This is a genomic window from Micromonospora sp. NPDC048907, from assembly GCF_055586885.1.
The window spans coordinates 173,960-200,883 of sequence record NZ_JBVJHI010000007.1 but is presented as its reverse complement, the minus strand read 5'-3'; the positions used below and the strand labels follow the sequence as shown (position 1 = coordinate 200,883).

Sequence of the window (26,924 nt, the reverse complement as noted above, 5' to 3'; positions counted from 1 at the left end):
AGACATGCCCGAGGGGGCCGCCGGTAAACCGGCGGCGGCCGGTGGAGCCGGTCACCGACCCCCGAACCAGGCGAAGCCGGTCAGGAGTCGGCCGGGGCCCGCGGCGGCAGGACGGGCTCGTTCGGGTCGTCGACGCCGGCCTGCATCACCCGGCCCCGCTGGAGCTCGGCGTTGACCTGGACGCCGAGCATGAGCGCGCAGTTGGACAGGTAGAGCCACACCAGGAAGGCGATGACCGCGCCCAGGCTGCCGTAGGTCACGTCGTACGAGCCGAAGTTGGCCACGTAGAGGCCGAAGCCGAAGGAGGCCAGCACCCACGCCAGCAGGGCCAGCGCGCCGCCCGGGGTGAGCCAGCGGAACCGGGGCTGCCGCACGTTCGGGGCGATCCAGAAGAGCAGGGACAGCAGGGTCATCGCCACCAGCGCCAGAACCGGCCACTTCGCCACCGTCCACACCTGGCGGGTGAGCCCGCCGGCGTGCAGCCGGTCACCCACGAAGTCGGTCACGGGGCCGCTGACGATCAGCGCCAGGGCCACCACGGCGAACAGCACCAGCGACACCGCGGCGAGGCCGATCTGGATCGGCCGCAGCCGGTAGAACGGCCGCCCCTCCTCGACCCCGTAGATGGCGTTGGAGGCGCGGGTGAACGCGCCGATGAAGCCGGAGGCCGACCAGAGCGCGCCGAGCAGACCGAAGCTGAGCAGCGCCTTCGCCGGGCCCTGCTGCTCCACCACGCCGCGCACCACCGTCACGAAGGCGTCGTTGCCGACCACCGAGCCGGCGCCGATCTCGCGGGCCAGGTCGATCACGGTGTCCACGGTCCGCGGCCCGTCCGAGACCAGACCGACCAGGGCGACCACCACGATGGTCGAGGGGAAGAGCGCCAGCACCCCGTAGTAGGTGAGCGCGGCGGCCCAGTCGGCGCAGTTGTCCTTGACGAAGCTGCGTCCGGCGCGGATCAGCACCCCGCGCCAGGTGGCCCAGCTCAGCTGGCGTACCCGGCGGGGGATCCGGGCCCGGGGCCGGCCACCGGCCGCCGCATCCGTCGTCGCCGTCATGACCGCCTCCTCCGCGCCGCCGGGCGCACCCCCGGCAGGTGGCCCGGGCGGTACCCGGTGGGGGAAGTCGACAAACCGGTGCCGGTTTGTCCCGGACGGCGGGGGGAATCGGTAGAGGATCCCACGGAGACGGAGGAGGACGAGATGCCCGGGCGCGAGGTACTGCCCAGCACGCTGAAGCGCTCCCCGGACAAGGCGCAGCGGACCTGGGAGAAGACACACGACTCGGCGGTCGAGACGTACGGCGAGGGGGAGCGGGCGCACCGCGCCGCCTTCGCCGCCGTGAAGCACGAGTTCGAGAAGGTCGGCGACCACTGGGAGCCGAAGGGGCGCAAGGGCCCCAGCGACCGGCAGGCGGCCGGCGGCGGGCCGGCCCGGCGGGCCCCCACGGCCGGCGGGGTGGACGCCAACGCCAAGAAGGAGCACCTCATGGAGGTGGCCAAGAAGCTCGACGTGCCGGGCCGGTCCCGGATGACCAAGCCGGAGCTGGTCAAGGCGATCGAGAAGGCGAACAACAACGCCACCCGCAAGGCCCGCGGCGGCCGCTGACCGGCCGACCACGACACGGGAGCCCGGGACCAGTCCGGTCCCGGGCTCCCGTCGTGCCGCTCACCAGTGGCCGCCGCCCGGCGCCTCGATGTGCACGGCCTTCACCGTGCTGAACTCGTCGAGCAGCTCCGGGCCGTACCCGAAGCCCTGGCCGCTGCCGCGGCGCGGCTGCGCGGCGCCGCCCGGCGCGCCGCCGAACACCGCGTTGACCTTGACGGTGCCCACCGGCAGCTCCCGCCAGGCCCGGTGGGCGTGGCTCATCGAGCCGGTCAGCACCGTGGCGGCCAGCCCGTACGGGGAGTCGGCCGCGCAGCGCAGCCCTTCGCTGAACGAGTCGACCACGACCACCGGGGCGACCGGCCCGAAGGTCTCCTCGCGGACCAGCGTCATCTCGTGCCGGCAGTCGCTGACCACCGTCGCCGGGTAGAAGGCGCCCGGCCCGTCCGGAACGGCGCCGCCGGTGCGCAGCCGCGCCCCCTCGGCCACCGCCGCGGTGACCTGCCCGTGCACGTGGTCCCGGTGCCGCCGGTCGACAAGCGGCCCGAGCTGGGTGCCCGGGTCCCGGCCCGGGCCCACGACGAGCGCCTCGGCCCGCTCCACCAGCGCGTCGACGAAGTCCTCCGCCACGTCCCGGTGCACGTAGATCCGCTCCACCGCGACACAGATCTGACCGGCGTTGGCGAAGCAGCCCAGCGCGGCCTGCTCGGCCGCCCAGACCGGGTCCACGTCCGCGTCCACCACGAGGGGGTCGCTGCCGCCGTTCTCCAGCAGCACCTTCGCGCCGGTGCGCGCGCCGGCGGCGGCGATCGCCCGGCCGGTCGCTGTGGAACCGACGTGGGCGACCACGTCCACCTCCTGCCCGGCCAGCGCCGCGCCCACCTCGGGGCCGCCGGTGAGCAGCGACAGCACCCCGGCCGGCAGCGCCGAGTCGAGGGCGCGGGCCAGCAGCCAGCCGGTCGCCGGGGTGCGCTCGCTCGGCTTGTGCAGCACCACGTTGCCGGTGACCAGGGCCGCCCCGAGCAGGCCGCAGGAGACCGCCACCGGGTCGTTCCACGGGGTGATGGCGGCGACCACGCCGCGCGGCTCGGGCGCCATGAAGTCCAGCGCGGAGGGGGCGCCGTGCAGGGTCCGGCCGCCCCGCACCGGGCCGAGTTCGGCGTACTGTCGCAGCGTGCCGATGCCCGCCGCCACACCACCCCGCGCGTCGTCCAGCGGCTTGCCCATCTCCGCCGTGGTGGCCTGCGCCAGCTCGTCGGCGACGGCCTTGACCGCGTCCGCCGCGCGGTGCAGCGCCGCCGCCCGTTCCGCCGGGGCGGTCGCCGCCCACTCCGCCGCCGCGCCCCGGGCCGCCTCGACGGCCTTGGCCACCTCGTCCGCCGTCGCCACCGGCACGGTGGTCACCGGGGAGCCGTCGGCCGGATCGTGTACGACCAGCTCGCCCCCGGAACCCCCGGCACCCCAGACTCCACCTATGAGCTGTGCAACCGTGTACATGCGGCAGTGGATGCCCCGACCCGGGCCGGGCAAACGCGTTTCGCCCGGTTACCGGCCGGGTAGGCGGGTCGGATGATTTCCACCGCGGACGCCGTCGTCATCGGTGCCGGACACAACGGGCTGGTGGCCGCGAACCTGCTGGCCGACGCGGGCTGGGACGTGCTGGTGCTGGAGGCGACCCAGGCCCCCGGCGGGGCGGTGCGTTCCGCCGAGGTGACCGCCCCCGGCTACCTCAGCGACCTCTACAGCTCGTTCTACCCCCTCGGCTTCGCCTCGCCGGTGCTGGCCGGCCTGGGCCTGGAACGCCACGGTCTGTCCTGGACCCACGCCCCGGACGTGCTGGCCCACCTGCTGCCCGACGGGCGCGCGGCAGTGGTCAACCGGGACCTGGACGCCACGGCCGCCTCGCTGGAGGCGTTCGCGCCGGGTGACGGCGACCGGTGGCGGCACGCGTACGCCGACTGGTGCCAGGTGGCCGAGCCGATGCTGGACACCATCACGAGCCCGTTCCCGCCGGTGCGCGGCGGGCTGACCCTGCTGCGCCGGCTGAAGGTCTCCGGCGCGCTGCGGCTCGCCCGCCGGCTGGTCGTGCCGGTGCGCAAGCTCGGCGACGAACTCTTCGCCGGCGAGGGCGGGCCCGTGCTGCTGGCCGGCTGCGCCCTGCACACCGACCTGTCGCCCGAGGAGGCCGGCTCCGGTGTGTACGGCTGGCTGCTCGCCATGCTCGGCCAGCAGGTCGGCTGGCCGGTGCCGGTCGGCGGCGCGCAGCGGATCACCGACGCGCTGGTCGCCCGGCTCGTCGAGCGGGGCGGCCGCATCGAGTACGGCGCCCGGGTGGAGCGGGTGCTCACCGCCCGGGGCCGGGCCATGGGCGTCCGCACCGCCGGCGGCGCCGACTGGCGGGCCCGGCGGGCGGTGCTCGCCGACGTGCCCGCCCCGGCGCTCTACCTGGACCTGGTCGGCCCGGCCGCGCTGCCGCCCCGGCTGGTCGAGGATCTGGCGCACTTCCGGTGGGACGGCTCCACGCTCAAGGTGGACTGGGCGCTCTCGGCGCCGGTGCCGTGGAAGAACCGGGCCGTGGCCGGCGCCGGCACCGTGCACCTGGGCGCCGACCTGAACGGGCTCACCACGTACGCGGGGGCGCTGGCCCGCGGCGAGGTGCCCCGGGATCCGTTCCTGCTGGTGGGGCAGATGTCGCTGGCCGACCCGAGCCACTCCCCGCCGGGCACCGAGTCGCTGTGGTCCTACACGCACCTGCCGTTCCGCCGGCACTGGCGGACCGAGGACGTCGTGGGGCACGTGGAGCGGATGGAGGAGGTGCTGGAGGAGGCCGCACCGGGCTTCCGCTCGCTGATCGTCGGGCGGCACGTGGCCGGTCCCGCCGACCTGGAGGCGGCCGAGCCGAGCCTGGTCGGCGGCGCGCTGGGTGGCGGCACCGCGGCCGCGTACCAGCAGCTCTTCCTGCGGCCGATCCCCGGCCTGGGCCGCGCGGACACCCCGGTGGACCGGCTCTACCTGGCCAGTGCCTCGGCGCACCCGGGCGGCGGGGTGCACGGCGCGCCCGGGGCGAACGCGGCCCGCGCCGCGCTGGCCCGCGACCGGGCGCTCACCGGCGGCGTGTACGCGGGCGTGATCGGTGCGGCGCACCGCGCCGTCTACCGCTGACCGGCCACCCCCGCACCTTCCGCTTCCCGGTCTCCACAGGTCGTGGGGCCCTGACGACAGAGCCTCACGCTGCATCGTCATGACGCAGCGTGAGGCCGGTGTCCGTGCGGACGGTGAGCGCGGGTCAGGTGTCGAGGTTGCGGTGCCGGGTGCGCAGCTTGAACGGCATCAGCGCGCTCTCGATCTTGGTGGCGGTGGTCATCTTCGAGGCGCCCTCACGGCGCTCCTCGAAGCGGATCGGCACCTCCAGGATGGTGTGCCCCAGCTTGGTGGCCAGGTAGTGCATCTCCACCTGGAAGCTGTAGCCGTTGGACTGCACGCGCTCCAGGCCGATGTCGCGCAGCGCGTCGGCCCGCCAGATCTTGAAGCCGGCGGTCAGGTCGCGGATCCGCACCCGCAGCAGCGTGTGCACGTAGAGGTTGGCCCAGCCGCTGAGCGCGCGCCGGTAGAGCGGCCAGTTCTCGTCCAGCTCGCCGCCGGGCACGTAGCGCGAGCCGATGACCACGCCGGACTGGGTCGAGAGCAGCGCACCGAGCATGCCGGGCAGCGCCTCCGGCGGGTGCGACAGGTCGGCGTCCATCTGCGCCACGTACTCCGCGCCGTCGTCGAGCGCCCGCCCGATGCCGTCCACGTACGCCCGGCCGAGGCCCTCCTTGCCCGGGCGGTGCACCACGAGCACCCGGTCCGGGTGCTCGATGGCCAACTTGTCGGCGACCTCCCCGGTGCCGTCCGGGGAGTTGTCGTCCGCGACGAGCACCTTCAAGCCGGGCAGCGGCAGCGCGAGGAGGCGCTCGACCAGCACCGGGAGGTTGCCCGCCTCGTTGTAGGTCGGAACGACGACGGTCAGGCGTGCGTCGCGCCACGGGGAGGGCAACTGCACGGGTTCGATCATCACGGACATCCTCGGTCGGCCGACAGGTTCACCTGAGAGGGTAGCCAGTACCCTCCGCGCGGTCCGCACAGACGCCCGCCCGGAGGATTCCGGACGGTTCGCCGGCGTGGGCGGTCAGCGTAACCGGCGGGCCAGCCCGCCGGCCGCCGTGAGCAGCGCGCCGACCGCCAGGGCGGACACCGCGGGTTTGTGCGTGCTCACCCAGAGTGCCGCCGAGTGCCGGCGGGCCGAGTCGGCGAAGACACCCTCGGCGCCCCGGTCCCGTTCGTCGTCGCCCGGCCGGTCCAGGTTGTCGCGCCAGGCCGCCGGGTCGATGGGCGTGTCGGTCTGCTGGCTGTCGTAGCCGTCCCGGGCCAGCTTCCGGTCCAGCAGCCCGGGGAAGAGGACGTTGCCCAGCCGGGCCTGCCAGGTCGGGCCGCCCACGTTCAGCTCGCGCGGCCCGTGGTCGGCGGCCCAGAGCACCGCCCGCGCGGCCACCTCCGGCGCGAAGATCGGTGGCACCGGCTGCGGATGCCGCGGCAGCCGGGTGCGTACCCAGGAGAACTGGGGGGTGTTGACGGCCGGGAGCTGCACCATCGACAGCTTCACTCCGGGGCAGTCGTGCAGCAGTTCGGCCCGGAGCGAGTCGTTGAAGCCCTGCACCGCGTGCTTGCTCGCGCAGTACGCCGACTGCAGGGGGATGCCCCGGTAGGCCAGCGCCGAGCCGACCTGCACGACCGCCCCGCGCCCGTGGGCGCGCATGTGCCGCAGCGCGGCCAGCGTGCCGTGCACCGTGCCCAGGTAGTTGACCTCGGTGACCCGGCGGAACTCGGCGGCGGTGATCTCCCAGGCCGGCGCGAAGACCGACACCATCGCGTCGTTGATCCAGACGTCGAGCCCGCCGTAGTGGTGCGCCACGTCGTCGGCGGCCGCCTGCACGGCGCCCGCGTCGGCGACGTCGACCCGGTAGGTGCGTACCTCCCCGGCGCCGAGCCGGCGGCAGTCCCGCTCGGCGGCGGCCAGCCCGGCCGCGCCCCGGGCCAGCAGGGCCAGCCGCGCGCCGCGCGCCGCGTACGCCCGGGCCACCGCGCGCCCCACGCCCGCGCTCGCTCCGGTGATCACCACCCGCTGGGTCACCGGGCCGCCTTCTGCCGGGTGGCGATGTCGGCGAGCCGGGTCAACGTCTCCTTGTTCCGCTGGTGCAGCACCAGGTCGTTGAGCTTGTTCCGGACCCACCGCAGCGGCCCGGCGGCGAAATCCTCGCCGATGGTGACGCGCGTCCGGCCGTCGGCCAGCGGTTCGAGCCGGAACACCACGATCGCCTCGCCGGCCGGCCACAGGCCGGCCCGGACCACGAACCGGTGCGGGGCGTCGCACTCCAGCACGGTGGAGGTGTCCTGGAGCGAGAACGGCCAGGGGCCGGCCTTGTGGTGCAGCCGGCTGCCCACCCGGGGCCAGCTGTCGTCCACGTCCCGGACGTGCACCGTGCCCACCACCCAGTCGCTGTACGTCCACCCGTCGGCCAGCACGTCGAAGACCCGCTGCGGGGGCGCGTCGATCACTTTCTCCACAATCGCCACCGCAATCCCATACCCCCGCCCGGACCTCCGCTAACGACCGGCCGGGTTAGCTTCTCGGGGGCGGCGGGTAACGCCGGACCGGGCCGGCGGCAGCGCGGTGCGGGCCGGCGTACGGCGCCGGCGGGGTCTGCTCCGCCGAAGTTGATGTTTACTCCTCGGGGGGTCGGGAACCCGCCGCCCGTGCGACGGGACCACGAGCGGGATCAGTGCAGGTCAGCCCGGGTTGACCCGGGTGCTGGCCGGTTCCCGTCCGGCCTGTACGACGCGGTGCTGCTGGACCGGGACGGCACGCTGATCGAGGACGTGCCCTACAACGGCGACCCGGAGAAGGTCCGGCCGGTGCCCGGCGCCCGGGAGGCGCTGGACCGGCTGCGCGCGGCCGGGCTGCGCCTGGCGGTGGTGACCAACCAGTCCGGCCTGGCCCGGGGCTGCTTCACCGCCGACGACCTGCGCCGGGTGAACGCCCGGGTGGAGCACCTGCTCGGCCCCTTCGACTGCTGGCAGATCTGCCCGCACGGCGAGCCGGACCGCTGCGCCTGCCGCAAACCGGCGCCCGGGCTGGTGCACGCCGCGGCCCGGGCGCTCGGCACCACACCAGCCCGGTGCGTCCTGGTCGGCGACATCGGCGCCGACATGGCCGCCGCCGCGGCGGCCGGAGCGGCCGGCATCATGGTGCCCACCCCGGCCACGCGGGCCGCCGAGGTGGCCGCCGCGCCGACCGTCGCCGCCGACCTGCCGGACGCCGTGGGCACCATCCTCGGCCGGATGCGACTGGTGGCCGCGCCGGAGCCGGCGCCCCGGCGGGGCACCGTGCTGGTGGCGCGCAGCGACGCGGCCGGCGATGTACTGGTCACCGGCCCCGGAATCCGCGCCGTCGCGGCCGGGGCGGAACGGGTGGTGCTGCTCTGCGGGCCACGCGGCCGGGCGGCGGCGGAGCTGCTGCCCGGCGTCGACGAGATCATCGAGTGGCCGCTGCCGTGGATCGACGCCCCGGCCCCGCCGCTCGAACCGGCCGGGATGCGGACCCTGGTCGACCGGCTCGCGGCGGTCGGGGCGGAGGAGGCGGTCGTCTTCACCTCCTTCCACCAGTCGGCGCTCCCCCTCGCCCTGCTGCTGCGGATGGCCGGGGTCCCGCGGATCAGCGCGATCAGCGACGACTACCCCGGGTCCCTGCTCGACGTGCGGCACCGCGTGCCCGTCGGGGTGCCCGAACCGGAGCGGGCCCTGTCGCTGGCCGCGGCGGCCGGCTTCGCGCTGCCCGCCGGCGACGAACCGGGACTGCGGCTGCGCGCCGACCGGCTGCCGCCCGCGCCGGCGGCCGGCGAGCCGGGCTACGTGGTGCTGCACCCGGGCTCCTCCGCGGAGACCCGGGCCTGTCCCTTCGAGCTGGCCACCCGCATCGTCCGGGTGCTCAGCGCGGCCGGCTACCGGGTGGTCGTCACCGGCGGGCCCGACGAGCGGGAGCTGACCGCGCAGGTCGCCGCCGCGGGCGGTCTCGACCTGGGCGGGCGCACCGGCCTCGACGAACTGGCCGCGGTGGTCGCCCGGGCCGGCGCGCTGGTGGTCGGCAACACCGGGCCGGCGCACCTCGCGGCGGCACTCGGCGTGCCGGTGGTCAGCCTCTTCGCCCCGACCGTCCCGTTCGGGCAGTGGGGGCCCTACCGGGTGCCCACCGTCCGGCTCGGCGACGCCGGGGCGGCCTGCCGGGACACCCGGGCCACGCGCTGCCCGATCCCGGGCCACCCCTGCCTCTCGGCCGTCGAACCGGGCCGGGTGCTGGAGGCGCTGCGGCTGCTCGGGGTGCCCGCCGACGCGCCGGAGCCGCTGGTCACCGCCCCGGGCGGGGTGGTCGCATGAACGTCCTGGTGTGGCACGTGCACGGGTCGTGGACCACGTCGTTCGTGCACGGGAAGCACCGCTACCTCGTGCCGGTCACCCCGGAGCGGGACCCGTACGGGCTGGGCCGGGCACGGACCTACCCGTGGCCGGACAGCGCCGTCGAGGTGACCCCGGCCGAGCTGCGCCGCGCCGACGTGGACGCCGTGCTGCTCCAGCGGCCCGAGGAGTTCGACCTGGCCTGCGAGTGGCTGGGCCGGCGCGTCGGCCGGGACGTGCCGGCGATCTACGTCGAGCACAACACCCCGAAGGGCGACGTGCCGAACACCCGCCACCCGATGGCCGACCGGGACGACCTGCTGCTCACCCACGTGACCCACTTCAACGAGCTGTTCTGGGACAACGGGGGCACCCGCACCGCCGTCGTCGAGCACGGGGTGGTGGCGCCGGCCGTCGAGTGGACCGGCGAGCTGGACCGCCTCGCCGTGGTCATCAACGAGCCGGTCCGCCGCTGGCGGGTCACCGGCACCGACCTGCTGGCCCGCTTCGCCGACCTCGCACCGCTGGACGTCTACGGCATGAAGGTGGCCGGGCTCGCCGAGCACCTGGGCCTGCCCCCGGACCGGCTGACCAGCCACGACGACGTGCCCCAGCACGCCATGCACGCCGAGCTGGCGAAGCGGCGGGCGTACCTGCACCTGTGCCGGTGGACCTCGCTCGGGTTGAGCCTCGTCGAGGCCATGACCATGGGCATGCCGGTGGTCGCGCTGGCCACCACCGAGGCCGTGGAGGCGGTCCCGCCGGCCGCCGGCGCCCTCTCCACCCGGGTCGACACGCTTGTCGACGCGGCCCGGGGCCTGCTGGACGACCCGGCGGCGGCCCGCCGGGCGGGCGCCGCCGCCCGGACCGCCGCCCGCGACCGCTACGGCCTGGAGCGTTTCCTCGCCGACTGGGACCGGCTGCTGGAGGAGGAAGTATGCGCATCGCGATGATCTCGGAGCACGCCAGCCCGCTCGCCGTCCTCGGCGGGGAGGACGCCGGCGGCCAGAACACGCATGTCGCGGAGCTCTCCGCCGCGCTCGCGGCCGCCGGCCACGACGTCCGGGTGTACACCCGGCTCGACGCGGTGGACCTGCCCGTGTCGGTCCGCGCCCCGGACGGGTACGAGGTGGTGCACGTGCCCGCCGGGCCGGCCGAGCCGGTGGCGAAGGACGACCTGCTGCCGTACATGCCGGCGTTCGGGGAGTGGCTGGCCGAGCGGTGGCGCACCGGCGACTGGCAGCCCGAGGTGGTGCACGCGCACTTCTGGATGAGCGGGCTGGCCGGGCTGGCCGCCGCGCGGCGCACCGGGGTGCCGGTGGTGCAGACGTTCCACGCGCTCGGCACGGTCAAGCGCCGGCACCAGGGCGCGCAGGACACCAGCCCGCCGGGCCGGGTCGCGCACGAGCGCCGGCTGGGCCGCTCCGTCGACCGGGTGGTCGCCCAGTGCCAGGACGAGGTCGCCGAGCTGGTCCGGATGGGGGTGCCCCGGTCCCGGATGACCGTCGTGCCGTCCGGGGTGAACCTGTCCACCTTCGCGCCGCTCGGTCCGGTCGCCGACCGGGACGGGACCCGGCCCCGGATCCTCACCGTGGGGCGGCTGGTCGAGCGCAAGGGCTTCCAGGACGTCGTCCGGGCCACCGCGCTGGTGCCGGACGCCGAGTGCGTGGTGGTCGGCGGCCCGCCGGCCGGTCTGCTGGAGACCGACCCGTACGCGCTGCGGCTGCGGGCGCTCGCCGCGTCCCTCGGGATCGCCGACCGGGTGAAGCTGATCGGGGCGGTGCCCCGGGAGGAGATGGGGCGCTGGTACCGGTCGGCGGACGTGCTGGTGGCCGCCCCCTGGTACGAGCCGTTCGGGCTCACCCCGCTGGAGGCGATGGCGTGCGGCGTACCCGTGATCGGCACCGCCGTCGGCGGGCTGATCGACACGGTGGTGCCCGGCCGGACCGGCGACCTGGTGCCCGCCCGCGACCCGGCGGCCCTCGGCGCGGCGATCCGCGGGCTGCTCGGCGACCGGATCCGCCGGTTCGCCTACGCCACCGCGGCCCTGGAGCGGGCCCGCACCCGCTACTCCTGGTCGACCACGGCCGAGCGGCTCGCCGAGCTGTACGCCGAGGTGGCCACCGTGCGCCGGCCCACCCGGGTGGTCGCCTGATGGCGCCGGCCACGCCGGCCGCCGGCGGAACGGTCCTGGAGGACCACCTGACCCGGCTGGCCGCCGCGCTGCTGCCGCTGCGCGACGCCGAGCTGCTGCTGGCCCGCTGGGGCGGGGAGCTGGCGCACCGGCTGGCCTCCGGCGGCCGGCTGCTGGTGGCCGGCAACGGCGGCAGCGCCGCCGAGGCCCAACACCTCACCGCCGAACTCGTCGGCAAACTCCGCGACGACCGCGAACCCCTCTCCGCCATCGCCCTGCACGCCGAAACCTCCGCCCTCACCGCCATCGGCAACGACTACGGCTACGACGAGGTCTTCGCCCGCCAGGTCCGCGCCCACGGCCGACCCGACGACATCCTCCTGCTCATGTCCACCAGCGGCACCAGCACCAACCTCCTCACCGCCGCCCACGCCGCACACGACACCGGCCTACGCTGCTGGGCCTTCACCGGCCCCGCCCCCAACCCACTCGCCGAGCAGTGCCACGAGACCCTCGCCATCGACTCGCCGGACAGCCAGGTGGTCCAGGAACTGCACCTGGTCGCCACCCACGTGCTCTGCGAGTACGTCGACCGGGCGCTGCCGGCGGCGCTCGCCGCCCGCGCGGCGGGCACGACGCCGGCCGACACGGTGCGCACCGGCGTCGAGGTGGTGCTCGGCGACGGCCCGGACGGGAAGGTGCAGGCCCGATGAGGAGGTCGAGCATGACGGGACCCGTGGTGGTGCTCGGTGACACCCTGCTGGACCGGGACGTGGAGGGGGTGGTGAACCGGCTCTGCCCGGACTCCCCGGTGCCGGTGCTGGAGGAGACCACGCACGTCGACCGCCCCGGCGGCGCCGGCCTCGCCGCCGTCTTCGCCGCCGCGCAGGGCGCCGAGGTCGCACTGGTCACCGCGGTCGCCGACGACGCGGGCGGGGCGCGGCTGGGTACCCTGCTCGCCGCCGCCGGCGTGCAGCTGTACGCGCTGCCGCTGGCCGGGGCCACGCCGGAGAAGATCCGGCTGCGGGCCCGCGGCCGGGTGCTGCTGCGCCACGACCGGGGCGGGCCGGCCGGCGAGCCGGGCGAGCCGAGCGAGGCCGTGCTGCGCCTGCTCGCCTCCGCCTCCGCCGTGCTGGTCAGCGACTACGGGCGGGGGGTCGCCCGGCATCCCGCCCTGCGTGCCGCGCTCGCCGCGACCCGGGCGCCGGTGGTCTGGGACCCGCACCCGCGCGGCCCGGCCGCGGTTCCCGGGGTGAGCCTGGCCACCCCCAACGAGTCCGAGGCACGGGAGCTGGCCAAGGCGCCACCGGGCGCGTCCCGGCTGGTCACCGCGTCCCGGGGCGCCCAGGCGCTGCGCCGGCGCTGGCAGGCCGGCGCCGTGGCGGTGACCCTGGGCGGGGACGGTGCGCTGCTCTGCCACGCCGGCTCCACCCCGCTGGTGGTGCCCGCCCCGGCCGCCGAGGGGGACACCTGCGGCGCGGGCGACCGGTTCGCCGCGGCAGCCACCCTGGCCCTGGCCGGGGGCGCGCTGGTCTCCGAGGCGGTGCAGGAGGCGGTGGCCGAGGCATCCGCGTACGTGGCCGACGGGGGAGTGGCCACCGCGCTGCCCGCCCCGGTGCGGACCGCCGCCCCGGCGCTGGTGGTCGGCGGCGGGGACCGGATCGGCGCCGCCGCGGCCGGCGAGGTGGTGTCCCGGGTACGCGCGGCCGGCGGCACGGTGGTGGCCACCGGCGGCTGCTTCGACCTGCTGCACGCCGGGCACGTGGCGACCCTCCAGGCGGCCCGGCAGCTCGGCGACTGCCTCGTGGTCTGCCTGAACTCCGACGCCAGCGTGGCCGGGCTGAAGGGGCCGGAGCGGCCGGTCGTGCCGCAGGGTGACCGGGGCCGGCTGCTCGCCGCGCTGGGCTGCGTCGACGCCGTGCTCATCTTCGACGAGCCCACCCCGCGTGCGGCGCTGTCCTGGCTGCGCCCGGACATCTGGGTCAAGGGCGGCGACTACGCCAGCGGCGGCGGCGCGGAGACCCTTCCCGAGGCGGAGATCCTCGCCCGCTGGGGCGGGCACACGGTGGTCGTGCCGTACCTGGACGGGCGGTCCACCACCGACATGATCGCGGCGGCCCGGGCCGGGCGCGGCCGGCCCGCGGCGGCCTCCGGGCCCGCCCGGGAGACGGTCGTCCGGTCCACGGCGGAGGGAGCACGATGAGCGGCAGTCCACCCGGGGCCGGTACCACCGTCCTGGTCACCGGCGGGTCGAGCGGGCTCGGCGCGGCGGTGGTCGCCGCCGTGGCCCGGGCCGGCGGCCGGCCCCTGGTGCTGGACCGGCAGCGGCCCGCCGACGGGGTGCCCTGGGTGGAGTGCGACCTGGCCGACACCCGGGCCGCCGAGGCCGCCACCCGGGACCTCGCGGAACGCTCCGGCGGGCTGGACGCCGTGGTCACGGCGGCCGGCATGGACGTGCCGGGCAAGCTCGTCGACGTGCCGGCGGAGACCTGGGAGCGGATCGTCACGGTGGACCTGCTCGCCACCGTCGCGGTGATCCGGGCCGCACTGCCCTACCTGGAGGCGTCCCGGGGCAATGTCGTCACGGTCGCCTCCACGCTCGGGGTGAAGGCGGTCAGCGACGCGACCGCGTACTGCGCGGCGAAGTTCGGGGTGGTCGGCTTCACCCGGGCGCTCGCCGCCGAGCTGGCCGGCACGGTCGGGGTCACGCTGCTCATCCCCGGCGGCATGCGCACCGCCTTCTTCGACGAGCGGGACGCCCAGTACCGCCCCGGGCCGGACGCGGTGCTCAACGAGCCCGCCGACACCGCCGCCGCGGTGATGTTCGCCCTCTCCCAGCCGGCCGGCTGCGCCGTACGCGAGATGGTGGTCTGCGCGCAGCAGGAGTCGTCGTACCCGTGATCCTGGTGCTGCGGGCGCTCGGGGTCGGCGATCTGGCCACCGCGGTCCCGGCGCTGCGCGGTCTGCGCGCCGGCCTCCCGGGCCGGGAGCTGGTGCTGGCCGCGCCGGCCTGGCTGGCGCCGCTGGCCGCGCTGACCGGGGCGGTCGACCGGGTGCTGCCCACCACCGGGCTGGCCGACCGGCCGGCGTGGCCCGGCCCGCCGCCGGAGGTGGCGGTGAACCTGCACGGGCGGGGGCCGGGTTCGCACCGGATGCTCGCCGCCGCCCGGCCGGGCCGGCTGCTCGCCCACCGCAACGCCGAGGCCGGGCACCTCACCGGCCCGGCCTGGGACGACGACGAGCACGAGGTGCGCCGCTGGTGCCGGCTGCTGCACTGGTACGGCCTCCCGGCCGACCCCGGCGACCTGGCGCTGCGCCGCCCGCCCTCCGCCGCCGACCCGGCCGGGGCCACCGTGCTGCACCCCGGCAGCAAGATCCCCGCGAAGCGCTGGCCGGCGGGCCGCTTCGCCGCGCTGGCCCGGATCCTCACCGCCGGGGGACACCGCGTGGTGCTCACCGGGTCGACCGACGAGCGGGACCTGGCCGCCCGGGTGGCCCGGGACGCGGGGCTGCCCCCGGACGCGGTGCTCGCCGGCCGGACCGGCCTGGCCGAGCTGGCCGCGCTGGTGGCCGGAGCCCGGCTGGTGGTCAGCGGGGACACCGGCATCGCGCACCTGGCCACCGGCTACGGCACCGCCTCGGTGGTCCTCTTCGGGCCGGTGCCGCCGGCGCACTGGGGCCCGCCGCCCGACCGGCCCCGGCACCGGGTGCTCGGGTTCACGCCCCACCATGGGATGGACCGGGATTGGGCCGGTTCCGGTGGGGTAGGAACCCACCCGACGTTGGCGGCCATCGAGGTCGACGAGGTGGTGGCCGCCGTGGACGAGGCGGAACGGGCGGTGCGGGTCTCCGGTGCGACTGCGGCGTAGTGATCCGGGCGGGCCGGGGTACGGACGCCGGCGGCGCGGCAAGGGCTGGCTCTTCGTCGACGCGAAGGGCGAGCCGGTGCGCGACCCCGGCGAGCTGGCCCGGCTGCGCGAGCTGGTCATCCCGCCGGCCTGGCAGGACGTGTGGATCTCGCCGCACCCGAACGGGCACATCCAGGCCACCGGGATCGACGCGGCCGGGCGCAAGCAGTACCTCTACCACCCGAAGTGGCGGGAGAAGCGGGACGAGGCCAAGTTCGACCACGTGCTGGAGGTGGCCCACCGGCTGCCCGTGCTGCGCGACCGGGTCGAGCACGACCTGGCGCTGCGCGGCCTGCGGCGGGAACGGATCCTGGCCACCGTCGCCCGCCTGCTCGACATGGGCATGTTCCGGGTCGGCAGCGACCAGTACGCCACCGGTGAGGACGCGACCTTCGGCGTCTCCACCCTGCGACCCGAGCACGCCCGCTCGCGCGGCGGCTGCGTGGTCTTCGAGTTCCCGGCGAAGGGCGGCATCGAGCAGGTCCGCCGGATCGAGGACCCGGAGCTGTGCCGGGTGCTGACCAACCTGCGCCGCCGGCGGCGGGCCGAAGAGCGCCTGTTCGGCTACTGGGACGGCCGGACCTGGCGGGACGTGCGCAGCGACGAGGTCAACGACTACCTGCGCGAGGCCAGCGGCGGGGAGATGACCGCCAAGGACTTCCGCACCTGGCACGCCACCGTGCTGGCCGCCACCGAGCTGTCCACGGCCGGCCCGCAGCGCTCCACGACGGCCCGCCGGCGGGCGGTGGCGGCGGTGATGCGCTCGGTCGCCGAGCTGCTCGGCAACACCCCCACCGTGGCCCGCACGTCCTACGTGGACCCTCGGATCGTCGACCTTTATCACGACGGGGTGCTGGCCCCGGTGCAGCCGGACATGCCGCGCGAGGCCGTGGAGAAGGCCGTCCTGGTGCTGCTCGAGGAGGAGGCGGGTTGACCGGCCCCGCCGTCGGTCCTGGGGGGAAGAACGACGGGGCCGGAAACCGGTGTGGCCGCCGACGGCCGGTGCTCGCCCCCGGGGTGCCGCCACCGGGCGGCCGCCCGCGACGGAACCGTCGCGGGCGCCTCGCCACGGCCCCCCGATACCAGTGGGCCGTGCCGGTCGCCCGGCCGCCGGCCCGCACTCAGTATGTCCGGCCGGAGTTGACTACGGACGCCGCCGTGTTGACGATCCGTGCCCGATCCAGGTGGCGCGCCCGGTAGGCCTGCGGGGTCTCCCCGTACGCGGCCCGGAACGCCCGGCTGAAGTGGGCCTTGTCGCGGAAGCCCCAGCGGCCGGCGACGAGCTGGATCGGCCGGTCGGCGAGCGCCGGCTCGGCGAGGTCCCGGCGGCACCGCTCCAGCCGCTCGTCCCGGATGTACGCCGCCACCGTGGTCTCCTCGACCTCGAACAGCCGGTGCAGCGACCGGACCGACACGTGGTGCGCGTCGGCGATCGACTGCGGGCTCAGCGCGGTGTCGCCGAGGTGCTGGCGGACGTGCGAGCGCACCTGGGCCAGCAGGGCCCGGCGGCGTACCTCGGTGGGCACCGCGTCCTCGGAGACCAGGTGCCGGCCCAGCATGGTGGAGATCAGGTCGAGCCCGACGGCGCCCAGCCGCTCCGCGTCCGCCGCGTGGTACTGCTCGGGATGGCCGGTGAGCCGGATGAGGTAGTCGGCCAGCAGGGAGCCGATCCCCTCGGCGCCGGACATCCGCCCGGCGAACAGGGGGGCGAGCTGGTGGTTCGCCAGCGGCAGCGCCTCGTACGGGATGAAGGCCACGATCGAGCTGACGGCCTGGTCCCCGTCGTCGCCGTGGTGGCTCAACTCCTGTGGCCGGGCACAGTCGTAGAAGGTGAAGTCGCCGGCGGGGCAGACGCCGCGCTGCCCGTCCTGGTCCGCGACACCGGTGCCGGCGAGGGTCAGCGCGAGCACGTAGTAGTCCGCGTCGGAGCGTTGGATGAGCTTCCGGGTCCGGATCCCGTCCAGCGGTGGGTAGCGGTGGCGGACGAGCTGGATCCGGCCCAGGTCGAGGAACTCCGACCGGGCGACGAAGTTGTCGGCGTGCTCGGTGCGCACCCGCATGAGCCCGGGCGTGCTGGCGAGCATGTCCAGCCACAGCCCGAAGCGGTCGGCGGTGGGCACCTGTTCCGTGTCGAAGACCTGCCGCCTCAGTTCCGTGTCCATGCCCGACCCCCGTGGTTCGTCCAGCCCTCATAAGCAGGACGCCCCACGGGGCCGGTAGTTGGCACCCGTGGGGGCGTGACGTATCCGTCATTGACGGACGTCAAATGTTCTGCTAGAAGGACGGTCAGTCGTTGAGCACGGTGGCGAGCCGGTCCCGGAAACGCCGCTCCGAGTCGCTCACCACGTCGCCGCCGAGGCCCAGGATGCCGCCGGTGGACGCGGCGCCGACGACCTGCTCGGCGATCTCCACGAGCCAGTGCCGGTAGGCGCCCGCCTGCCCCTCGTCGATCCTGGCCGACAGCAGCACCGACGCCTGCCCGGCCCGGCCGAGCACGTCCTCGATCATCGCCTGGGGGTCGTCGGGGGTGATGACCGGCAGTTCCTCACCGGCCTCCGGGTCGCCCACCCGGGAGACGATCTCACCGGCGACGGCGGCCACCAGCGGGCTGGCCGACTCGCGGCCCGCCGCGATCGTCTCCAGCCCGGCGGCGTTCTCGGCCATGGTGCGCCGGGTGCCGTCGGACTCGGCCGCGGCGGCCGCCGCGAGGACCGACTGCGGCAGACCGACCAGCAGCCCCCACTCCTCGTCGGAGAAACCGAACCCGGTGTACGCCGGCTGCTCGATCACGATCAAGCCCCTTTCGCCGTGGTCGTCGTTGTCGACGGGCGCCGCCACCGCGGCGCCCGGGTCAGGCTAGTCCAGCTCCAGCAGGCCCTGTTCGGACACCACGCGGACGGACAGCGTCTTGTAGCCCACCTCGTCGAAGAGCACCGTCATCCGGTCCTCCTCGTAGCTGAGCACCAGGCCGGCGCCCCACTCGGGGTGTCGTACCTGACTGTGCACGGGAAACGGCCCCACCGCGCCGTCGGACGCGACGCTCGTGCCGGCGTGGCAGTTGTCGCAGTGCCCGCAGACCTGGCTCATCTGCTCGCCGAAGTACGCCAGCAGCGCCTGCCCCCGGCAGCCCGTGGTCTCCGCGAAGGCGCGCATCATGTCGGTCCGCGACCGGGTCACGGTCTGCTGCCGCTCCGCCTCGGCCAGCGCGGCGCGGCCGGACTCGGCGGCCGCCGGGGCGTACCGGGGGGCGGCGATCCGCTGCCGGGCCCGGGGCTCCGCGGCGCCCACCTGCTCCAGCAGGGACAGGTACTGGCCGAGCTTGCGCGGGCCGAGACCGGTCAGCTCGCGCAACTCCTTCTTGGTGCGGGGCTGCTTGCGCAGCAGTGCGGCGAGTTCGGCCAGCTCGTTCTCGTCGGGCAGGCCGCCGCTGAAGTAGCGCTGGAGACCGACGTCCTCGGCGCGCCAGAGCAGCAGCACCCGGGCGGGCGCGCCGTCCCGGCCCGCCCGGCCGATCTCCTGGAAGTAGCTGTCCGGCGAGTCGGGCAGCGCCATGTGCACCACCCAGGCGATGTTCGGCTTGTCGATGCCCATGCCGAACGCCGAGGTGGCCACCATGATCGGCACCTGGTCGGCGAGGAACGCCTCGTGCAGCTCGTTGCGCGCGCCGGTCGGCATCCCGCCGTGGTAGTACTGCGCCGGGAAGCCGGCGTCGGTGAGCCGCTGGGCCAGCTCCTCGGCCGCCCGCCGGGTCGGCACGTAGATGATGCCGGGCCGCTCGTCGTCGCGGAGCAGGGCGAGCAGCCGCCGCCACCGGTAGTCGTCGGTGGGGCAGTGCGCCACCTCCAGGAAGAGGTTGGGCCGGTCCAGCCCGGACACCACCACCTCGGGGTCGCGCAGCCGCAGCCGGGCCACGATGTCGTCGCGCACCGGCGGGGAGGCGGTGGCGGTCAGCGCCACCACCGGCGGCCGGCCGATGCCCTCGATGAGGTGGCCGAGCGCCAGGTAGTCCGGGCGGAAGTCGTGCCCCCAGGCGGAGATGCAGTGCGCCTCGTCGATCGCCACGAGCGCCGGCTTGAGCGCGCGGACCTCGGCCAGCCGCTCCGGGTTGCTCAGCGCCTCCGGAGTGATGAACAGGAACTCGGCGCGACCCGCCCGGATCTCCTCGATCGCCTCGGCCTGCTGGGCCGCGCTCTCGTCGGAGCTGATCCGGACCGCCCGCAGCTCGGGCCGTTGCCGCTCGTTCAGCGCGGCGATCTGGTCCTGCTGGAGGGCGAGCAGCGGGGAGATGACCACCGTGGGGCCGGGGATCAGGCTGGCCGGGATCTGGTAGATCGCCGACTTGCCGGCGCCGGTGGGCAGCACCACCAGGGCGTCGCGGCGCTTCATGACCGCCCGCATGGCGGCCAGCTGGTTGGGCCGGAGGGCGGTCCAGCCGAAGAGGCTCTTGGCCGCGCGGCGCAGGGTCGTGGAGTGCGTGGTCAGTCTCATCAGTGGCCGCAGGTACCCCTGGCGATCACCGCCGAAACCGCGCCGGGCCGACCGCCACATCCGTACCCCTCGGGCGGTGAGCGGAGCCCGGACGGAGCCCCGGCTCACCGCCGCCGGAGGCGCGCCTCAGCGCAGCCGGGGGAGGACCTCGCGCTGGTAGAGGTCGAACAGGCCCTGCCAGTGCGGGCCGGTGTTGGCCACGTAGATCTCGTCGAAGCCGGCCTTGGCGTACTTGTCGATCATCTCCAGGTGAGCGTCGGCGTCCCGGCCGCAGACGAACGACTCCTTCATCATCTCGGGCTTGACCAGCTGCGCGGCCTGCTCGAAGTGGCGCGGCGACGGAAGCACCTGGGACAGCTCGCCCGGCACGCCGGCGTTGGGCCACCGCTCGTACGCGATCCGCACGCCCTCGTCCTCGCTGTCGGCGTACGCGGCCTTGAACCCGGCCTGGCACGGCTTGTCGCCGCCGCCGGAGTCGCGGAACCGGCGCACCATCTCGGCGTCGGGCATGGTGCTCACGTAGCCGTCGCCGATCCGGGCGGCCAGCTCGATCGACTTGCCGCCGAAGCCGGAGACGTAGATGGGCGGGGGAGTGTCGGGGCGGGTGTAGATCCGGGCGTGCTCCACGGTGTAGTGCTTGCCGTGGTGGTTGACGAAGTCGCCGGTCCACAGCTCCCGGATCACCTCGATGGCCTCCTCCAGCATCTCCAGCCGGACGTCGGCCTGCGGCCACGGGTCGCCGAAGATGTGCTCGTTCAGCGCCTCGCCGCTGCCCACCCCGAGCACGAACCGCCCCTCGTGCAGCACCGCGCTGGTGGCCGCGGCCTGGGCGATCACCGCGGGGTGGATGCGGACCGTCGGGCAGGTGACCGCGGTGGTCACCGGCAGCCGGCAGACCTGGCTGAGGGCGCCGATGGTCGACCAGACGAAGGGGCTCTGGCCCTGCGCGTCGACCCAGGGGTGGTAGTGGTCGGAGATCCACAGTGCCTCGAAGCCGGCCCGCTCGGCGCCGCGCGCCTGTTCCAGCAGCTCCGCCGGGGTGTACTCCTCACTGGACAGAAAATAACCGATCTTCATGGTTCCCCCTCGCCGGATTCGCGTGCCGGGCGCACGCGACGGACAACGACAGCCCTACCCCGGGGAGACGGGATCCGAACGCGGCGGGTCAGCGGCGGAACATCGCCCGGATGGCGATCAGCAGGAACAGGCCGCCGACCACCATGCCGAGCAGGCGTACGCCGGGGATGTCCGCGGCGCTGGTGGCGTCGGCGAGCAGCGCGGGAGGCATGTCCGCACTCTCCCACGAGCCGGTCGGCGGTGCCAGCCGCTAACAGTAAGGATTGTTGACTATTTAGGGACGCGGTGTGACCATGTCAGCACCGCCGGGCGGCGGGCCGTGGGGAAGACGGGGGTACGACAGCGCATGAGTGAGCGGACCGTGGGAGCGACCGGAGACCTGGCGGCCCTGGCGGCCGCCGTCCTGCAACCGGGGTTCGTCGGCACCACACCGCCGCCGTGGGTCTGCCGCTGGCTCGCCGAGGGACTCGGGTCGGTGGTCCTCTTCGCCCGCAACGTCGTCGACCACGAGCAGGTCGCCGCGCTGACCGCGACCCTGCGCGCCGAACGGCCCGACGTGATCGTGGCCATCGACGAGGAGGCCGGCGACGTCACCCGGATCGAGTCGGTCCGCGGCAGTTCCCGGCCGGGCAACCTGGCACTCGGCGCGGTCGACGACCCGGCCCTCACCGAGGCGGTCGCCCGCGACCTGGGCGCCGAGCTGGCCGGCGTCGGCGTCACGCTCAACTACGCCCCGGACGCCGACGTCAACTCCAACCCGGAGAACCCGGTGATCGGGGTCCGGTCGTTCGGCGCCGACCCGGCCCTCGTGGCCCGGCACACCGCCGCCTGGGTCCGCGGCCTGCAGGCCGGCGGCGTCGCGGCCTGCGCCAAGCACTTCCCCGGGCACGGCGACACCCGGGTCGACTCCCACCACGACCTGCCCCGCATCGGTGGCGACCGGGCCCGGCTGGACGCCGTCGAGCTGGCCCCGTTCCGGGCCGCCGTGACGGCCGGGGCGCAGGCGGTGATGACCGGGCACCTGCTGGTGCCGGCCCTGGACCCGGAGCTGCCGGCCACCCTCAGCCCGCGCATCCTGGGCCGGCTGCTGCGCGAGGAGCTGGGCTTCGGCGGCGTGGTGGTCACCGACGCGGTGGAGATGCGGGCCGTGTCCGACCGGTACGGCTTCGCGGGGGCGGCGGTCCGCGCGCTCGCCGCCGGGGCCGACGCGATCTGCGTGGGCGGGGAACGGGCCACCGAGGCCGACGCCCGCGAGCTGCGGGACGCCATCGTGGCCGCGGTCATGGCGGGCGAGCTGCCCGAGGAGCGGCTGGCCGAGGCGGCGAAGCGGGTCGGGCAGCTCGCGGCCTGGACGGTCGCCGCCCGGTCCGGCCGCCCCGGCGCCCGGCCCGGCGACGCCGGCTCGGCGATCGGCCTGGCCGCCGCCCGCCGGGCCCTGCGGGTGGTCGCCGCCGCGGGCGGGCTGCCGCTGGCCGGCCCGGCGCACGTGGTGGAGTTCGCCCCGCCGCGCAACATCGCCATCGGCGAGGAGACCCCCTGGGGGATCGCGGCGCCCCTGACCGACCTGGCCCCCGGCACCACGACCGCCCGGTACGCCCGGGACGAGGTCCCCGCCGACCCGGCCGCCGCCGCGGCCGGCCGCCCGCTGGTGCTGGTGGTGCGGGACCTGCACCGGCACGACTGGATGCGGGACGCCGTGTCCCGCACCCTGGCCGCCCGCCCGGACGCGGTGGTGGTCGAGCTGGGCGTGCCGGAGCTGGTCACCGGCGCGGTGCACGTGGCGACCCACGGCGCGACCCGGGCCTCCGCCCTCGCCGCCGCCGAACTGCTCGCCGGCGCCCGCTGAGCCGACCGGGGCCGGCCGGCCCGGTCAGGGCTCGGCGACCACCAGGTCGGCGTACTCGGGGTGGCGCTGGATGAACCGGGTCATGAACTCGCACTGCGTCACGATGCGGCCGCCGCGCTCGCGGATCTGGTCGAGCGTGCCCCCGATCAGCGCCGAGCCCACGCCCATGTTCTGGTAGCGCTCGTCCACCTGGGTGTGCGTGAAGACCAGCACCTCGCCGCGCGGCACGTATTCCGTGAACCCGGCCAGCGCGTCGTCGACCAGGATCTCGAAGCGGCGCTGCGCGGGGTTCTCCTCGACCAGGAAGCTCACCCGGCCATTCTCTCCCCGGCGGTGCCCAGCCGGTCGAGTTCGGCCAGCAAGCGGTCCACCTCCTCGACCGTGTTGTAGTGGTAGACGCTCGCGCGGACCGCGCCGCCGCTGTCCCGCAGGCCCATCGTCCGGAAGTACTCGTAGGCGTAGTAGTCGCCGGAGGAGAGGCAGACACCGGCCGCGCCGAGCGCCGCCGCGGTGTCCGCCGGAGCCGACCCGGCCACCCGGAAGGACACCGTCGGGCAGCGCCGGGCCGGCGAACCGTAGACGGTGACGAAGGGACGGGCGGCCAGCCCGCCGAGCAGCCGTTCGAAGACGGCCTCCTCGTGGGCCTGGGCCGCGGTCAGCCCGGCCCGGAGCCGGTCCCGGCGGTCGCCGGACGCGGCCGGGTCGAGGGTGGCCAGGTGGTCCACCGCCGCGACCACGCCGGCCAGCAGCGGGAAGCTCGGGGTGCCGTACTCGAACCGGTCCGGGACCGCGTCGGAGGAGGGCAGCAGCTTGGCCGGGCGCAGCGACGCCCAGCGGGCCGGGTCGGCGGCCATCGCGGCCAGGTGCGGCCCGGACCACTTGTAGGCGCTGGTCACCAGGAAGTCCGCGCCGAGCGAGGCCAGGTCGGTGGGGCCGTGCGGCACGGCGTGGACCCCGTCCACGCAGACCAGCGCGCCCGCCGCGTGCGCGGTCTTGGCGATCGCCGCCACGTCCGGCACGGTGCCGATCGCGTTGCTCCCGGCGGTCACCGCCACCAGCCGGGTGCGCTCGGTGACCAGGTCGGCGTACTGGCCGGCGGGCAGCTCGCCCGTCGCCGGGTCGAACTCGGCCCAGCGCACCGTGGCACCGGCGGCCTCGGCCGCCTGCACCCACGGCCGGACGTTGGCGTCGTGGTCCAGCCGGGAGACCACCACCTCGTCGCCCGGGCGCCAGCCCGCGCCGAGCGTCCGGGCCAGGGTGTAGGTCAGCGCCGTGGCGCTCGGGCCCAGCACCACGCCACCGGGCTCCGCGCCGAGCAGGTCGGCCACCGCGGCACGGGCCGCGGCCACCAGGTCCAGCGACCGCCGGCCCGGTACGAACGCGGTGCTCCGGTTGCCGGTGGCGGCGGTCATGGCGGCGGTGACCGCCTCGATCACCGGCCGGGCGGTCTGGGTGCCGCCGGCGCCGTCGAAGTGGGCGAAGCCCTCGGTCAGGGCGGGGTAGGCGGCCCGGGTGCGGGTGATGTCGAAGGGCATGCCGGGACCCTAACCCCCGCCGGAACGATCACCGGTGGGTGGCGGTGTGGCCGTCGTCTCGTACCCTTGGCGGGGTGACGAACCGACGCGTTTCCCCCACCCTGACCCCCACCCGCCGGGCCGCCGGCCTGATCGCCGGCCTCGCGCTCGGCGCCGCGCTGCTGGCCGGGTGCAGTTCGGAGAACGCCTCCACCGACTGCGGCCTGGACGCCTGCACCGTCACCTTCCAGCGTGGCGTCGACGCCAGCGCCACCATCCTGGGCGTCGAGGCGAAGCTGGTCGGCGCCGAGGGCGACCAGGTCACCGTCGAGGTGGCCGGGGAGCAGCTCTCGCTCACCGTCGGGCAGCAGGCCGCCCAGGCCGGCGGCTTCTCGGTGACCCTCGACAGCGTCACCGACCAGCAGGTCGTCGTGCGGGTGGCCCGCGACCCGAACGCCTGATCGCCGCGCCCGGGCGGCGGCGGCCGACGTTTGGAAAACCTCGCACCGGGAGATTGAGGCGCCATGTCTCTCACCCGGAACGCCGGAGCCACCGCCGCCCAGGCCGCGAACAGCAGGTGGCTCGAACTGTTGACCCGGGCCGGTTTCATCGGCTACGGGATCGTGCACCTCCTCTTCGCCTGGCTGGCCGTGCAGATCGCCTTCGGCAGGTCGGGGGAGGAGGGCAACCAGAACGGCGCGCTGCGCACCCTCGGCGCCCAGCCGCTGGGCAAGTTCCTCCTCGTCGCCATCGCCGTCGGGCTCTTCGCCATGGCGATCTGGCAGGCGTTCGAGGCGGTCATCGGCCACCGTTTCCTGCGCGGCAAGGAGAAGCTGTTCGAGCGGATCGCCTCCGTCGTCCGCGTGATCGTCTTCGTCTGGCTGGGCTGGACCGCCATCAAGGTCTTCCAGGACGCCAGCAGCAACGCCGCCGACCAGCAGCAGCAGTTCACCGAGAAGCTGATGGCCTCCGAGGGCGGCCGGTGGCTCGTCGGGCTGGCCGGCCTGGTGCTCGCCGCGGTCGGCATCGGGATGGTGATCTACGGGCTCAAGAAGAAGTTCGAGCGCAACCTGAAGACCGGCGAGATGAGCCCGAAGACGCACACCCTGACCCGCCGCCTCGGCATGGCCGGCTACGCGGCCCGGGGCACCGTCTTCGCCATCGCCGGCGTGCTCATCGTGACCGCCGCCGTGACGTACGACCCGGAGAAGGCCCGCGGCCTGGACGCCGCCCTGCGCACCCTCCGCGACCAGTCGTACGGGCCGGTGCTGCTCGCGCTCATGGCGCTCGGCATCGCCGCCTTCGGCGTCTACTGCTTCCTCCAGTCGCGGTACCGCCGGGTGTGATCCTGGTCGATACGCCATAGTCCGGGCACCATTGGGCCTTTGCCCGATTCGCGCCCGGCCGGAGGGAGACAACGAAACGTGCAGACCTACCTCGTGACCGCCGTCGCCGCGCTCGCCGCGGCGGCGGTCGCGCTGTTGCTGGTCGAGGTGGTGCACCGGGCCACCCGGCGGCTGGGCCGGCGCTCGCTGCTGATGACCGAGCTGACCGATCACTCGCACCGCTCGTTCCAGGTGGCCGCGACCGTGCTCGCCGTCCAGCTCGCCGTGCGCTTCACCACCCTGTACGCCGTGGGCAGCCCGTGGCGGCAGCTCGTCCTGCACGCTCTGGTGCTCGCCCTGATCGCCGCCACCGCCTGGCTGGTGGCCTCGCTCCTGGTGGTGGCGGAGGACACCGCGCTGGCCCGGTTCCGGGTGGACGTGCCGAACAACCGGCACGCCCGCCGGGTGCGTACCCAGGTGGTGCTGCTGCGCCGGCTCACCATCGCGGTGATCGTGGTGCTCGCCCTCGGCGTGATGCTGATGACCTTCCCCGCCGTCCGCGGCATCGGCGCCGGCGTGCTGACCAGCGCCGGTGTCGTCGGTGTGGTGGCCGCGCTGGCCGCGCAGAGCCTGCTGGGCAACGTCTTCGCCGGCCTCCAGCTCGCCTTCAGCGACGCCGTCCGCCTCGACGACGTGGTGGTGGTCGAGGGGGAGTGGGGCCGGATCGAGGAGCTGACCCTCAGCTACGTGGTGGTGCAGATCTGGGACGACCGGCGGCTGATCCTCCCCACCTCCTACTTCACGAGCACCCCGTTCCAGAACTGGACCCGCACCGAGGCGGCGGTGCTCGGCACCGCCGAGTTCGACCTGGACTGGGCCATCCCGGTGCAGGCCATGCGGGAGGAGCTGCGGCGGCTCTGCGAGGGCACCGAGCTCTGGGACGGGCGGGTCTGCGTGCTCCAGGTCACCGACGCCACGGGCGGCCTGGTCAAGGTCCGGGCCCTGGTCAGCGCGGCCGACGCCGGCAGCCTGTGGGACCTGCGCTGCCTGGTGCGCGAGCACCTCGTGGCCTGGGTGCGCGACCAGCGCCCGACCGCGCTGCCCCGGCTGCGCGCCGAGGTGGGCGACACCGGCGGCCCGCTGCCCTGGCAGGCGGTGCAGCCGCGCCGGCCGGCCCGCCGGCGGCTCGACACCGAGGTCCCCGACGACGCGCGGGTCTTCGGCGGCAGCGACGACGGCGAGGCCCGCAGCGAGGCGTTCGTCGGCCGCGAGGACCACGCCGACGCCCGCCGCTGACCCGTACCCCCTCCGGAACCCCCGGCGGCCCGCGCGGCGCCGGGGGTTCCGCGCGCCCGGCCCCCGCTCGTGACCTCGGCCCCGGCCCGCCCGTTGCACATCTGCCGGATGCCGGTGGACCGCGGCAGGTGGGCGCGACCGCGTTTGATCGGCCCGTTCCGGGGGACCTGCTGCGCACGCCCCGGATCCGGCCGCCGCCCGGCGGCCGGGCGAGGACATGGTGTGCGGCCGGGTCGACCGGCCG

The 26,924-nt window shown here is 75.5% G+C and carries 26 protein-coding genes; 14 read left to right on the top strand and 12 right to left on the bottom strand.

The features are described from left to right. Positions 1 to 80 precede the first annotated feature (80 nt). Positions 81 to 1,058, bottom strand: coding sequence for a YihY/virulence factor BrkB family protein (locus tag ACZ6PY_RS25045; protein ID WP_466075705.1), 978 nt, complete (start codon positions 1,056 to 1,058; stop codon positions 81 to 83). A 144-nt stretch (positions 1,059 to 1,202) separates the two neighbouring features. On the opposite strand from ACZ6PY_RS25045, the gene ACZ6PY_RS25040 reads away from it, so the two are divergent. Next, positions 1,203 to 1,607 (top strand): ChaB family protein, encoded by a 405-nt coding sequence (locus tag ACZ6PY_RS25040; protein WP_262283751.1) that lies wholly within the window; start codon positions 1,203 to 1,205, stop codon positions 1,605 to 1,607. Positions 1,608 to 1,667: 60 nt separating this feature from the next. On the opposite strand, the gene ACZ6PY_RS25035 is transcribed toward ACZ6PY_RS25040, so the two are convergent. Beyond that, positions 1,668 to 3,101 (bottom strand): aldehyde dehydrogenase family protein, encoded by a 1,434-nt coding sequence (locus ACZ6PY_RS25035; RefSeq protein ID WP_466075702.1) that lies wholly within the window; start codon positions 3,099 to 3,101, stop codon positions 1,668 to 1,670. Positions 3,102 to 3,173: 72 nt separating this feature from the next. On the opposite strand from ACZ6PY_RS25035, the gene ACZ6PY_RS25030 reads away from it, so the two are divergent. Beyond that, a complete protein-coding gene (locus ACZ6PY_RS25030) occupies positions 3,174 to 4,766 on the top strand; it encodes a phytoene desaturase family protein (RefSeq protein ID WP_466075699.1) in 1,593 nt (530 codons plus the stop codon). 124 nt (positions 4,767 to 4,890) lie between these two features. Here the strand turns inward: ACZ6PY_RS25030 and ACZ6PY_RS25025 are convergent, their stop codons facing one another. From ACZ6PY_RS25025 to ACZ6PY_RS25015, 3 genes are all read right to left on the bottom strand, one after another. Continuing rightward, entirely contained in the window at positions 4,891 to 5,658 is a 768-nt protein-coding gene (locus tag ACZ6PY_RS25025) for a polyprenol monophosphomannose synthase (RefSeq protein ID WP_262283754.1), read from the bottom strand. Between the two features lie 114 nt (positions 5,659 to 5,772). After that, positions 5,773 to 6,774, bottom strand: coding sequence for an SDR family oxidoreductase (locus ACZ6PY_RS25020; protein ID WP_466075696.1), 1,002 nt, complete (start codon positions 6,772 to 6,774; stop codon positions 5,773 to 5,775). Further along, entirely contained in the window at positions 6,771 to 7,208 is a 438-nt protein-coding gene (locus ACZ6PY_RS25015; protein WP_466075693.1) for an SRPBCC family protein, read from the bottom strand. The genes ACZ6PY_RS25020 and ACZ6PY_RS25015 overlap by 4 nt, the downstream gene beginning before the upstream one ends. A 153-nt stretch (positions 7,209 to 7,361) precedes the next feature. Here ACZ6PY_RS25015 and ACZ6PY_RS25010 point away from each other — a divergent pair, with 153 nt between their 5' ends. The 8 genes from ACZ6PY_RS25010 to ACZ6PY_RS24975 are packed head-to-tail and all read left to right on the top strand — an operon-like array spanning position 7,362 to position 16,068. Further along, positions 7,362 to 9,074, top strand: coding sequence for an HAD-IIIA family hydrolase (locus tag ACZ6PY_RS25010; RefSeq protein ID WP_466075691.1), 1,713 nt, complete (start codon positions 7,362 to 7,364; stop codon positions 9,072 to 9,074). Beyond that, a complete protein-coding gene (locus ACZ6PY_RS25005) occupies positions 9,071 to 10,045 on the top strand; it encodes a glycosyltransferase (protein WP_466075688.1) in 975 nt (324 codons plus the stop codon). The genes ACZ6PY_RS25010 and ACZ6PY_RS25005 overlap by 4 nt, the downstream gene beginning before the upstream one ends. Beyond that, on the top strand, positions 10,030 to 11,247 hold the full coding sequence (locus ACZ6PY_RS25000; RefSeq protein WP_466075685.1) for a glycosyltransferase: 1,218 nt from the start codon (positions 10,030 to 10,032) through the stop codon (positions 11,245 to 11,247). Before ACZ6PY_RS25005 ends, ACZ6PY_RS25000 begins: the two co-directional genes overlap by 16 nt. Beyond that, positions 11,247 to 11,939, top strand: coding sequence for a D-sedoheptulose-7-phosphate isomerase (locus ACZ6PY_RS24995; RefSeq protein ID WP_466075682.1), 693 nt, complete (start codon positions 11,247 to 11,249; stop codon positions 11,937 to 11,939). The genes ACZ6PY_RS25000 and ACZ6PY_RS24995 overlap by 1 nt, the downstream gene beginning before the upstream one ends. 11 nt (positions 11,940 to 11,950) lie before the next feature. After that, positions 11,951 to 13,429, top strand: coding sequence for a PfkB family carbohydrate kinase (locus ACZ6PY_RS24990; protein WP_466075679.1), 1,479 nt, complete (start codon positions 11,951 to 11,953; stop codon positions 13,427 to 13,429). Beyond that, entirely contained in the window at positions 13,426 to 14,127 is a 702-nt protein-coding gene (locus ACZ6PY_RS24985) for an SDR family oxidoreductase (protein WP_466075676.1), read from the top strand. Before ACZ6PY_RS24990 ends, ACZ6PY_RS24985 begins: the two co-directional genes overlap by 4 nt. Then, positions 14,124 to 15,095 carry a glycosyltransferase family 9 protein gene (locus tag ACZ6PY_RS24980; RefSeq protein ID WP_466075673.1) on the top strand — a complete coding sequence of 324 codons (972 nt, stop codon included), beginning with the start codon at positions 14,124 to 14,126 and terminating at the stop codon, positions 15,093 to 15,095. The genes ACZ6PY_RS24985 and ACZ6PY_RS24980 overlap by 4 nt, the downstream gene beginning before the upstream one ends. Next, on the top strand, positions 15,079 to 16,068 hold the full coding sequence (locus tag ACZ6PY_RS24975) for a DNA topoisomerase IB (RefSeq protein WP_466075668.1): 990 nt from the start codon (positions 15,079 to 15,081) through the stop codon (positions 16,066 to 16,068). The genes ACZ6PY_RS24980 and ACZ6PY_RS24975 overlap by 17 nt, the downstream gene beginning before the upstream one ends. Before the next feature lie 187 nt (positions 16,069 to 16,255). On the opposite strand, the gene ACZ6PY_RS24970 is transcribed toward ACZ6PY_RS24975, so the two are convergent. The 5 genes from ACZ6PY_RS24970 to ACZ6PY_RS24950 form a co-directional block, all read right to left on the bottom strand. Continuing rightward, entirely contained in the window at positions 16,256 to 17,296 is a 1,041-nt protein-coding gene (locus tag ACZ6PY_RS24970) for a helix-turn-helix domain-containing protein (RefSeq protein ID WP_466075663.1), read from the bottom strand. A 124-nt stretch (positions 17,297 to 17,420) separates the two neighbouring features. After that, positions 17,421 to 17,924 carry a hypothetical protein gene (locus ACZ6PY_RS24965; RefSeq protein ID WP_313721894.1) on the bottom strand — a complete coding sequence of 168 codons (504 nt, stop codon included), beginning with the start codon at positions 17,922 to 17,924 and terminating at the stop codon, positions 17,421 to 17,423. A gap of 66 nt (positions 17,925 to 17,990) precedes the next feature. Continuing rightward, positions 17,991 to 19,622 carry a RecQ family ATP-dependent DNA helicase gene (locus tag ACZ6PY_RS24960; protein WP_466075658.1) on the bottom strand — a complete coding sequence of 544 codons (1,632 nt, stop codon included), beginning with the start codon at positions 19,620 to 19,622 and terminating at the stop codon, positions 17,991 to 17,993. 126 nt (positions 19,623 to 19,748) lie between these two features. Beyond that, on the bottom strand, positions 19,749 to 20,699 hold the full coding sequence (locus ACZ6PY_RS24955) for a TIGR03557 family F420-dependent LLM class oxidoreductase (RefSeq protein WP_466075655.1): 951 nt from the start codon (positions 20,697 to 20,699) through the stop codon (positions 19,749 to 19,751). 88 nt (positions 20,700 to 20,787) lie between these two features. Then, positions 20,788 to 20,910, bottom strand: a complete 123-nt coding sequence (locus tag ACZ6PY_RS24950; protein ID WP_466075652.1) for a hypothetical protein — start codon at positions 20,908 to 20,910, stop codon at positions 20,788 to 20,790. A 135-nt stretch (positions 20,911 to 21,045) separates the two neighbouring features. Here ACZ6PY_RS24950 and ACZ6PY_RS24945 point away from each other — a divergent pair, with 135 nt between their 5' ends. After that, positions 21,046 to 22,545: a glycoside hydrolase family 3 protein gene (locus tag ACZ6PY_RS24945; protein ID WP_466075649.1), complete on the top strand. Its 1,500-nt coding sequence runs from the start codon at positions 21,046 to 21,048 to the stop codon at positions 22,543 to 22,545. A 24-nt stretch (positions 22,546 to 22,569) separates the two neighbouring features. Here the strand turns inward: ACZ6PY_RS24945 and ACZ6PY_RS24940 are convergent, their stop codons facing one another. Both ACZ6PY_RS24940 and ACZ6PY_RS24935 read right to left on the bottom strand, forming a co-directional pair. Beyond that, the gene (locus tag ACZ6PY_RS24940; protein ID WP_466075646.1) at positions 22,570 to 22,857 is read right to left on the bottom strand and encodes a GNAT family N-acetyltransferase; all 288 of its coding nucleotides are present in this window, start codon (positions 22,855 to 22,857) and stop codon (positions 22,570 to 22,572) included. Further along, positions 22,854 to 24,080: a cysteine desulfurase-like protein gene (locus ACZ6PY_RS24935; protein WP_466075642.1), complete on the bottom strand. Its 1,227-nt coding sequence runs from the start codon at positions 24,078 to 24,080 to the stop codon at positions 22,854 to 22,856. Before ACZ6PY_RS24935 ends, ACZ6PY_RS24940 begins: the two co-directional genes overlap by 4 nt. Before the next feature lie 74 nt (positions 24,081 to 24,154). On the opposite strand from ACZ6PY_RS24935, the gene ACZ6PY_RS24930 reads away from it, so the two are divergent. The 3 genes from ACZ6PY_RS24930 (at position 24,155) to ACZ6PY_RS24920 (ending at position 26,680) form a co-directional block, all read left to right on the top strand. After that, positions 24,155 to 24,520 (top strand): hypothetical protein, encoded by a 366-nt coding sequence (locus ACZ6PY_RS24930; protein WP_466075639.1) that lies wholly within the window; start codon positions 24,155 to 24,157, stop codon positions 24,518 to 24,520. 63 nt (positions 24,521 to 24,583) lie between these two features. Beyond that, a complete protein-coding gene (locus ACZ6PY_RS24925; RefSeq protein ID WP_466075635.1) occupies positions 24,584 to 25,405 on the top strand; it encodes a DUF1206 domain-containing protein in 822 nt (273 codons plus the stop codon). Positions 25,406 to 25,483: 78 nt separating this feature from the next. Then, positions 25,484 to 26,680, top strand: coding sequence for a mechanosensitive ion channel family protein (locus tag ACZ6PY_RS24920; RefSeq protein WP_466075632.1), 1,197 nt, complete (start codon positions 25,484 to 25,486; stop codon positions 26,678 to 26,680). The last annotated feature ends 244 nt before the right edge of the window (positions 26,681 to 26,924 follow it).

What these genes read in the sequence shown, in the direction of transcription:
- ACZ6PY_RS25045 (WP_466075705.1), bottom strand. Translation starts at nt 1,058, where the DNA reads ATGACGGCGACGACGGATGCGGCGGCCGGTGGCCGGCCCCGGGCCCGG.
- ACZ6PY_RS25040 (WP_262283751.1), top strand. Translation starts at nt 1,203, where the DNA reads ATGCCCGGGCGCGAGGTACTGCCCAGCACGCTGAAGCGCTCCCCGGAC.
- ACZ6PY_RS25035 (WP_466075702.1), bottom strand. Translation starts at nt 3,101, where the DNA reads ATGTACACGGTTGCACAGCTCATAGGTGGAGTCTGGGGTGCCGGGGGT.
- ACZ6PY_RS25030 (WP_466075699.1), top strand. Translation starts at nt 3,174, where the DNA reads ATGATTTCCACCGCGGACGCCGTCGTCATCGGTGCCGGACACAACGGG.
- ACZ6PY_RS25025 (WP_262283754.1), bottom strand. Translation starts at nt 5,658, where the DNA reads ATGATCGAACCCGTGCAGTTGCCCTCCCCGTGGCGCGACGCACGCCTG.
- ACZ6PY_RS25010 (WP_466075691.1), top strand. Translation starts at nt 7,362, where the DNA reads ATGTTTACTCCTCGGGGGGTCGGGAACCCGCCGCCCGTGCGACGGGAC.
- ACZ6PY_RS25005 (WP_466075688.1), top strand. Translation starts at nt 9,071, where the DNA reads ATGAACGTCCTGGTGTGGCACGTGCACGGGTCGTGGACCACGTCGTTC.
- ACZ6PY_RS25000 (WP_466075685.1), top strand. Translation starts at nt 10,030, where the DNA reads ATGCGCATCGCGATGATCTCGGAGCACGCCAGCCCGCTCGCCGTCCTC.
- ACZ6PY_RS24995 (WP_466075682.1), top strand. Translation starts at nt 11,247, where the DNA reads ATGGCGCCGGCCACGCCGGCCGCCGGCGGAACGGTCCTGGAGGACCAC.
- ACZ6PY_RS24990 (WP_466075679.1), top strand. Translation starts at nt 11,951, where the DNA reads ATGACGGGACCCGTGGTGGTGCTCGGTGACACCCTGCTGGACCGGGAC.
- ACZ6PY_RS24985 (WP_466075676.1), top strand. Translation starts at nt 13,426, where the DNA reads ATGAGCGGCAGTCCACCCGGGGCCGGTACCACCGTCCTGGTCACCGGC.
- ACZ6PY_RS24970 (WP_466075663.1), bottom strand. Translation starts at nt 17,296, where the DNA reads ATGGACACGGAACTGAGGCGGCAGGTCTTCGACACGGAACAGGTGCCC.
- ACZ6PY_RS24960 (WP_466075658.1), bottom strand. Translation starts at nt 19,622, where the DNA reads ATGAGACTGACCACGCACTCCACGACCCTGCGCCGCGCGGCCAAGAGC.
- ACZ6PY_RS24955 (WP_466075655.1), bottom strand. Translation starts at nt 20,699, where the DNA reads ATGAAGATCGGTTATTTTCTGTCCAGTGAGGAGTACACCCCGGCGGAG.
- ACZ6PY_RS24950 (WP_466075652.1), bottom strand. Translation starts at nt 20,910, where the DNA reads ATGCCTCCCGCGCTGCTCGCCGACGCCACCAGCGCCGCGGACATCCCC.
- ACZ6PY_RS24945 (WP_466075649.1), top strand. Translation starts at nt 21,046, where the DNA reads ATGAGTGAGCGGACCGTGGGAGCGACCGGAGACCTGGCGGCCCTGGCG.
- ACZ6PY_RS24935 (WP_466075642.1), bottom strand. Translation starts at nt 24,080, where the DNA reads ATGCCCTTCGACATCACCCGCACCCGGGCCGCCTACCCCGCCCTGACC.
- ACZ6PY_RS24925 (WP_466075635.1), top strand. Translation starts at nt 24,584, where the DNA reads ATGTCTCTCACCCGGAACGCCGGAGCCACCGCCGCCCAGGCCGCGAAC.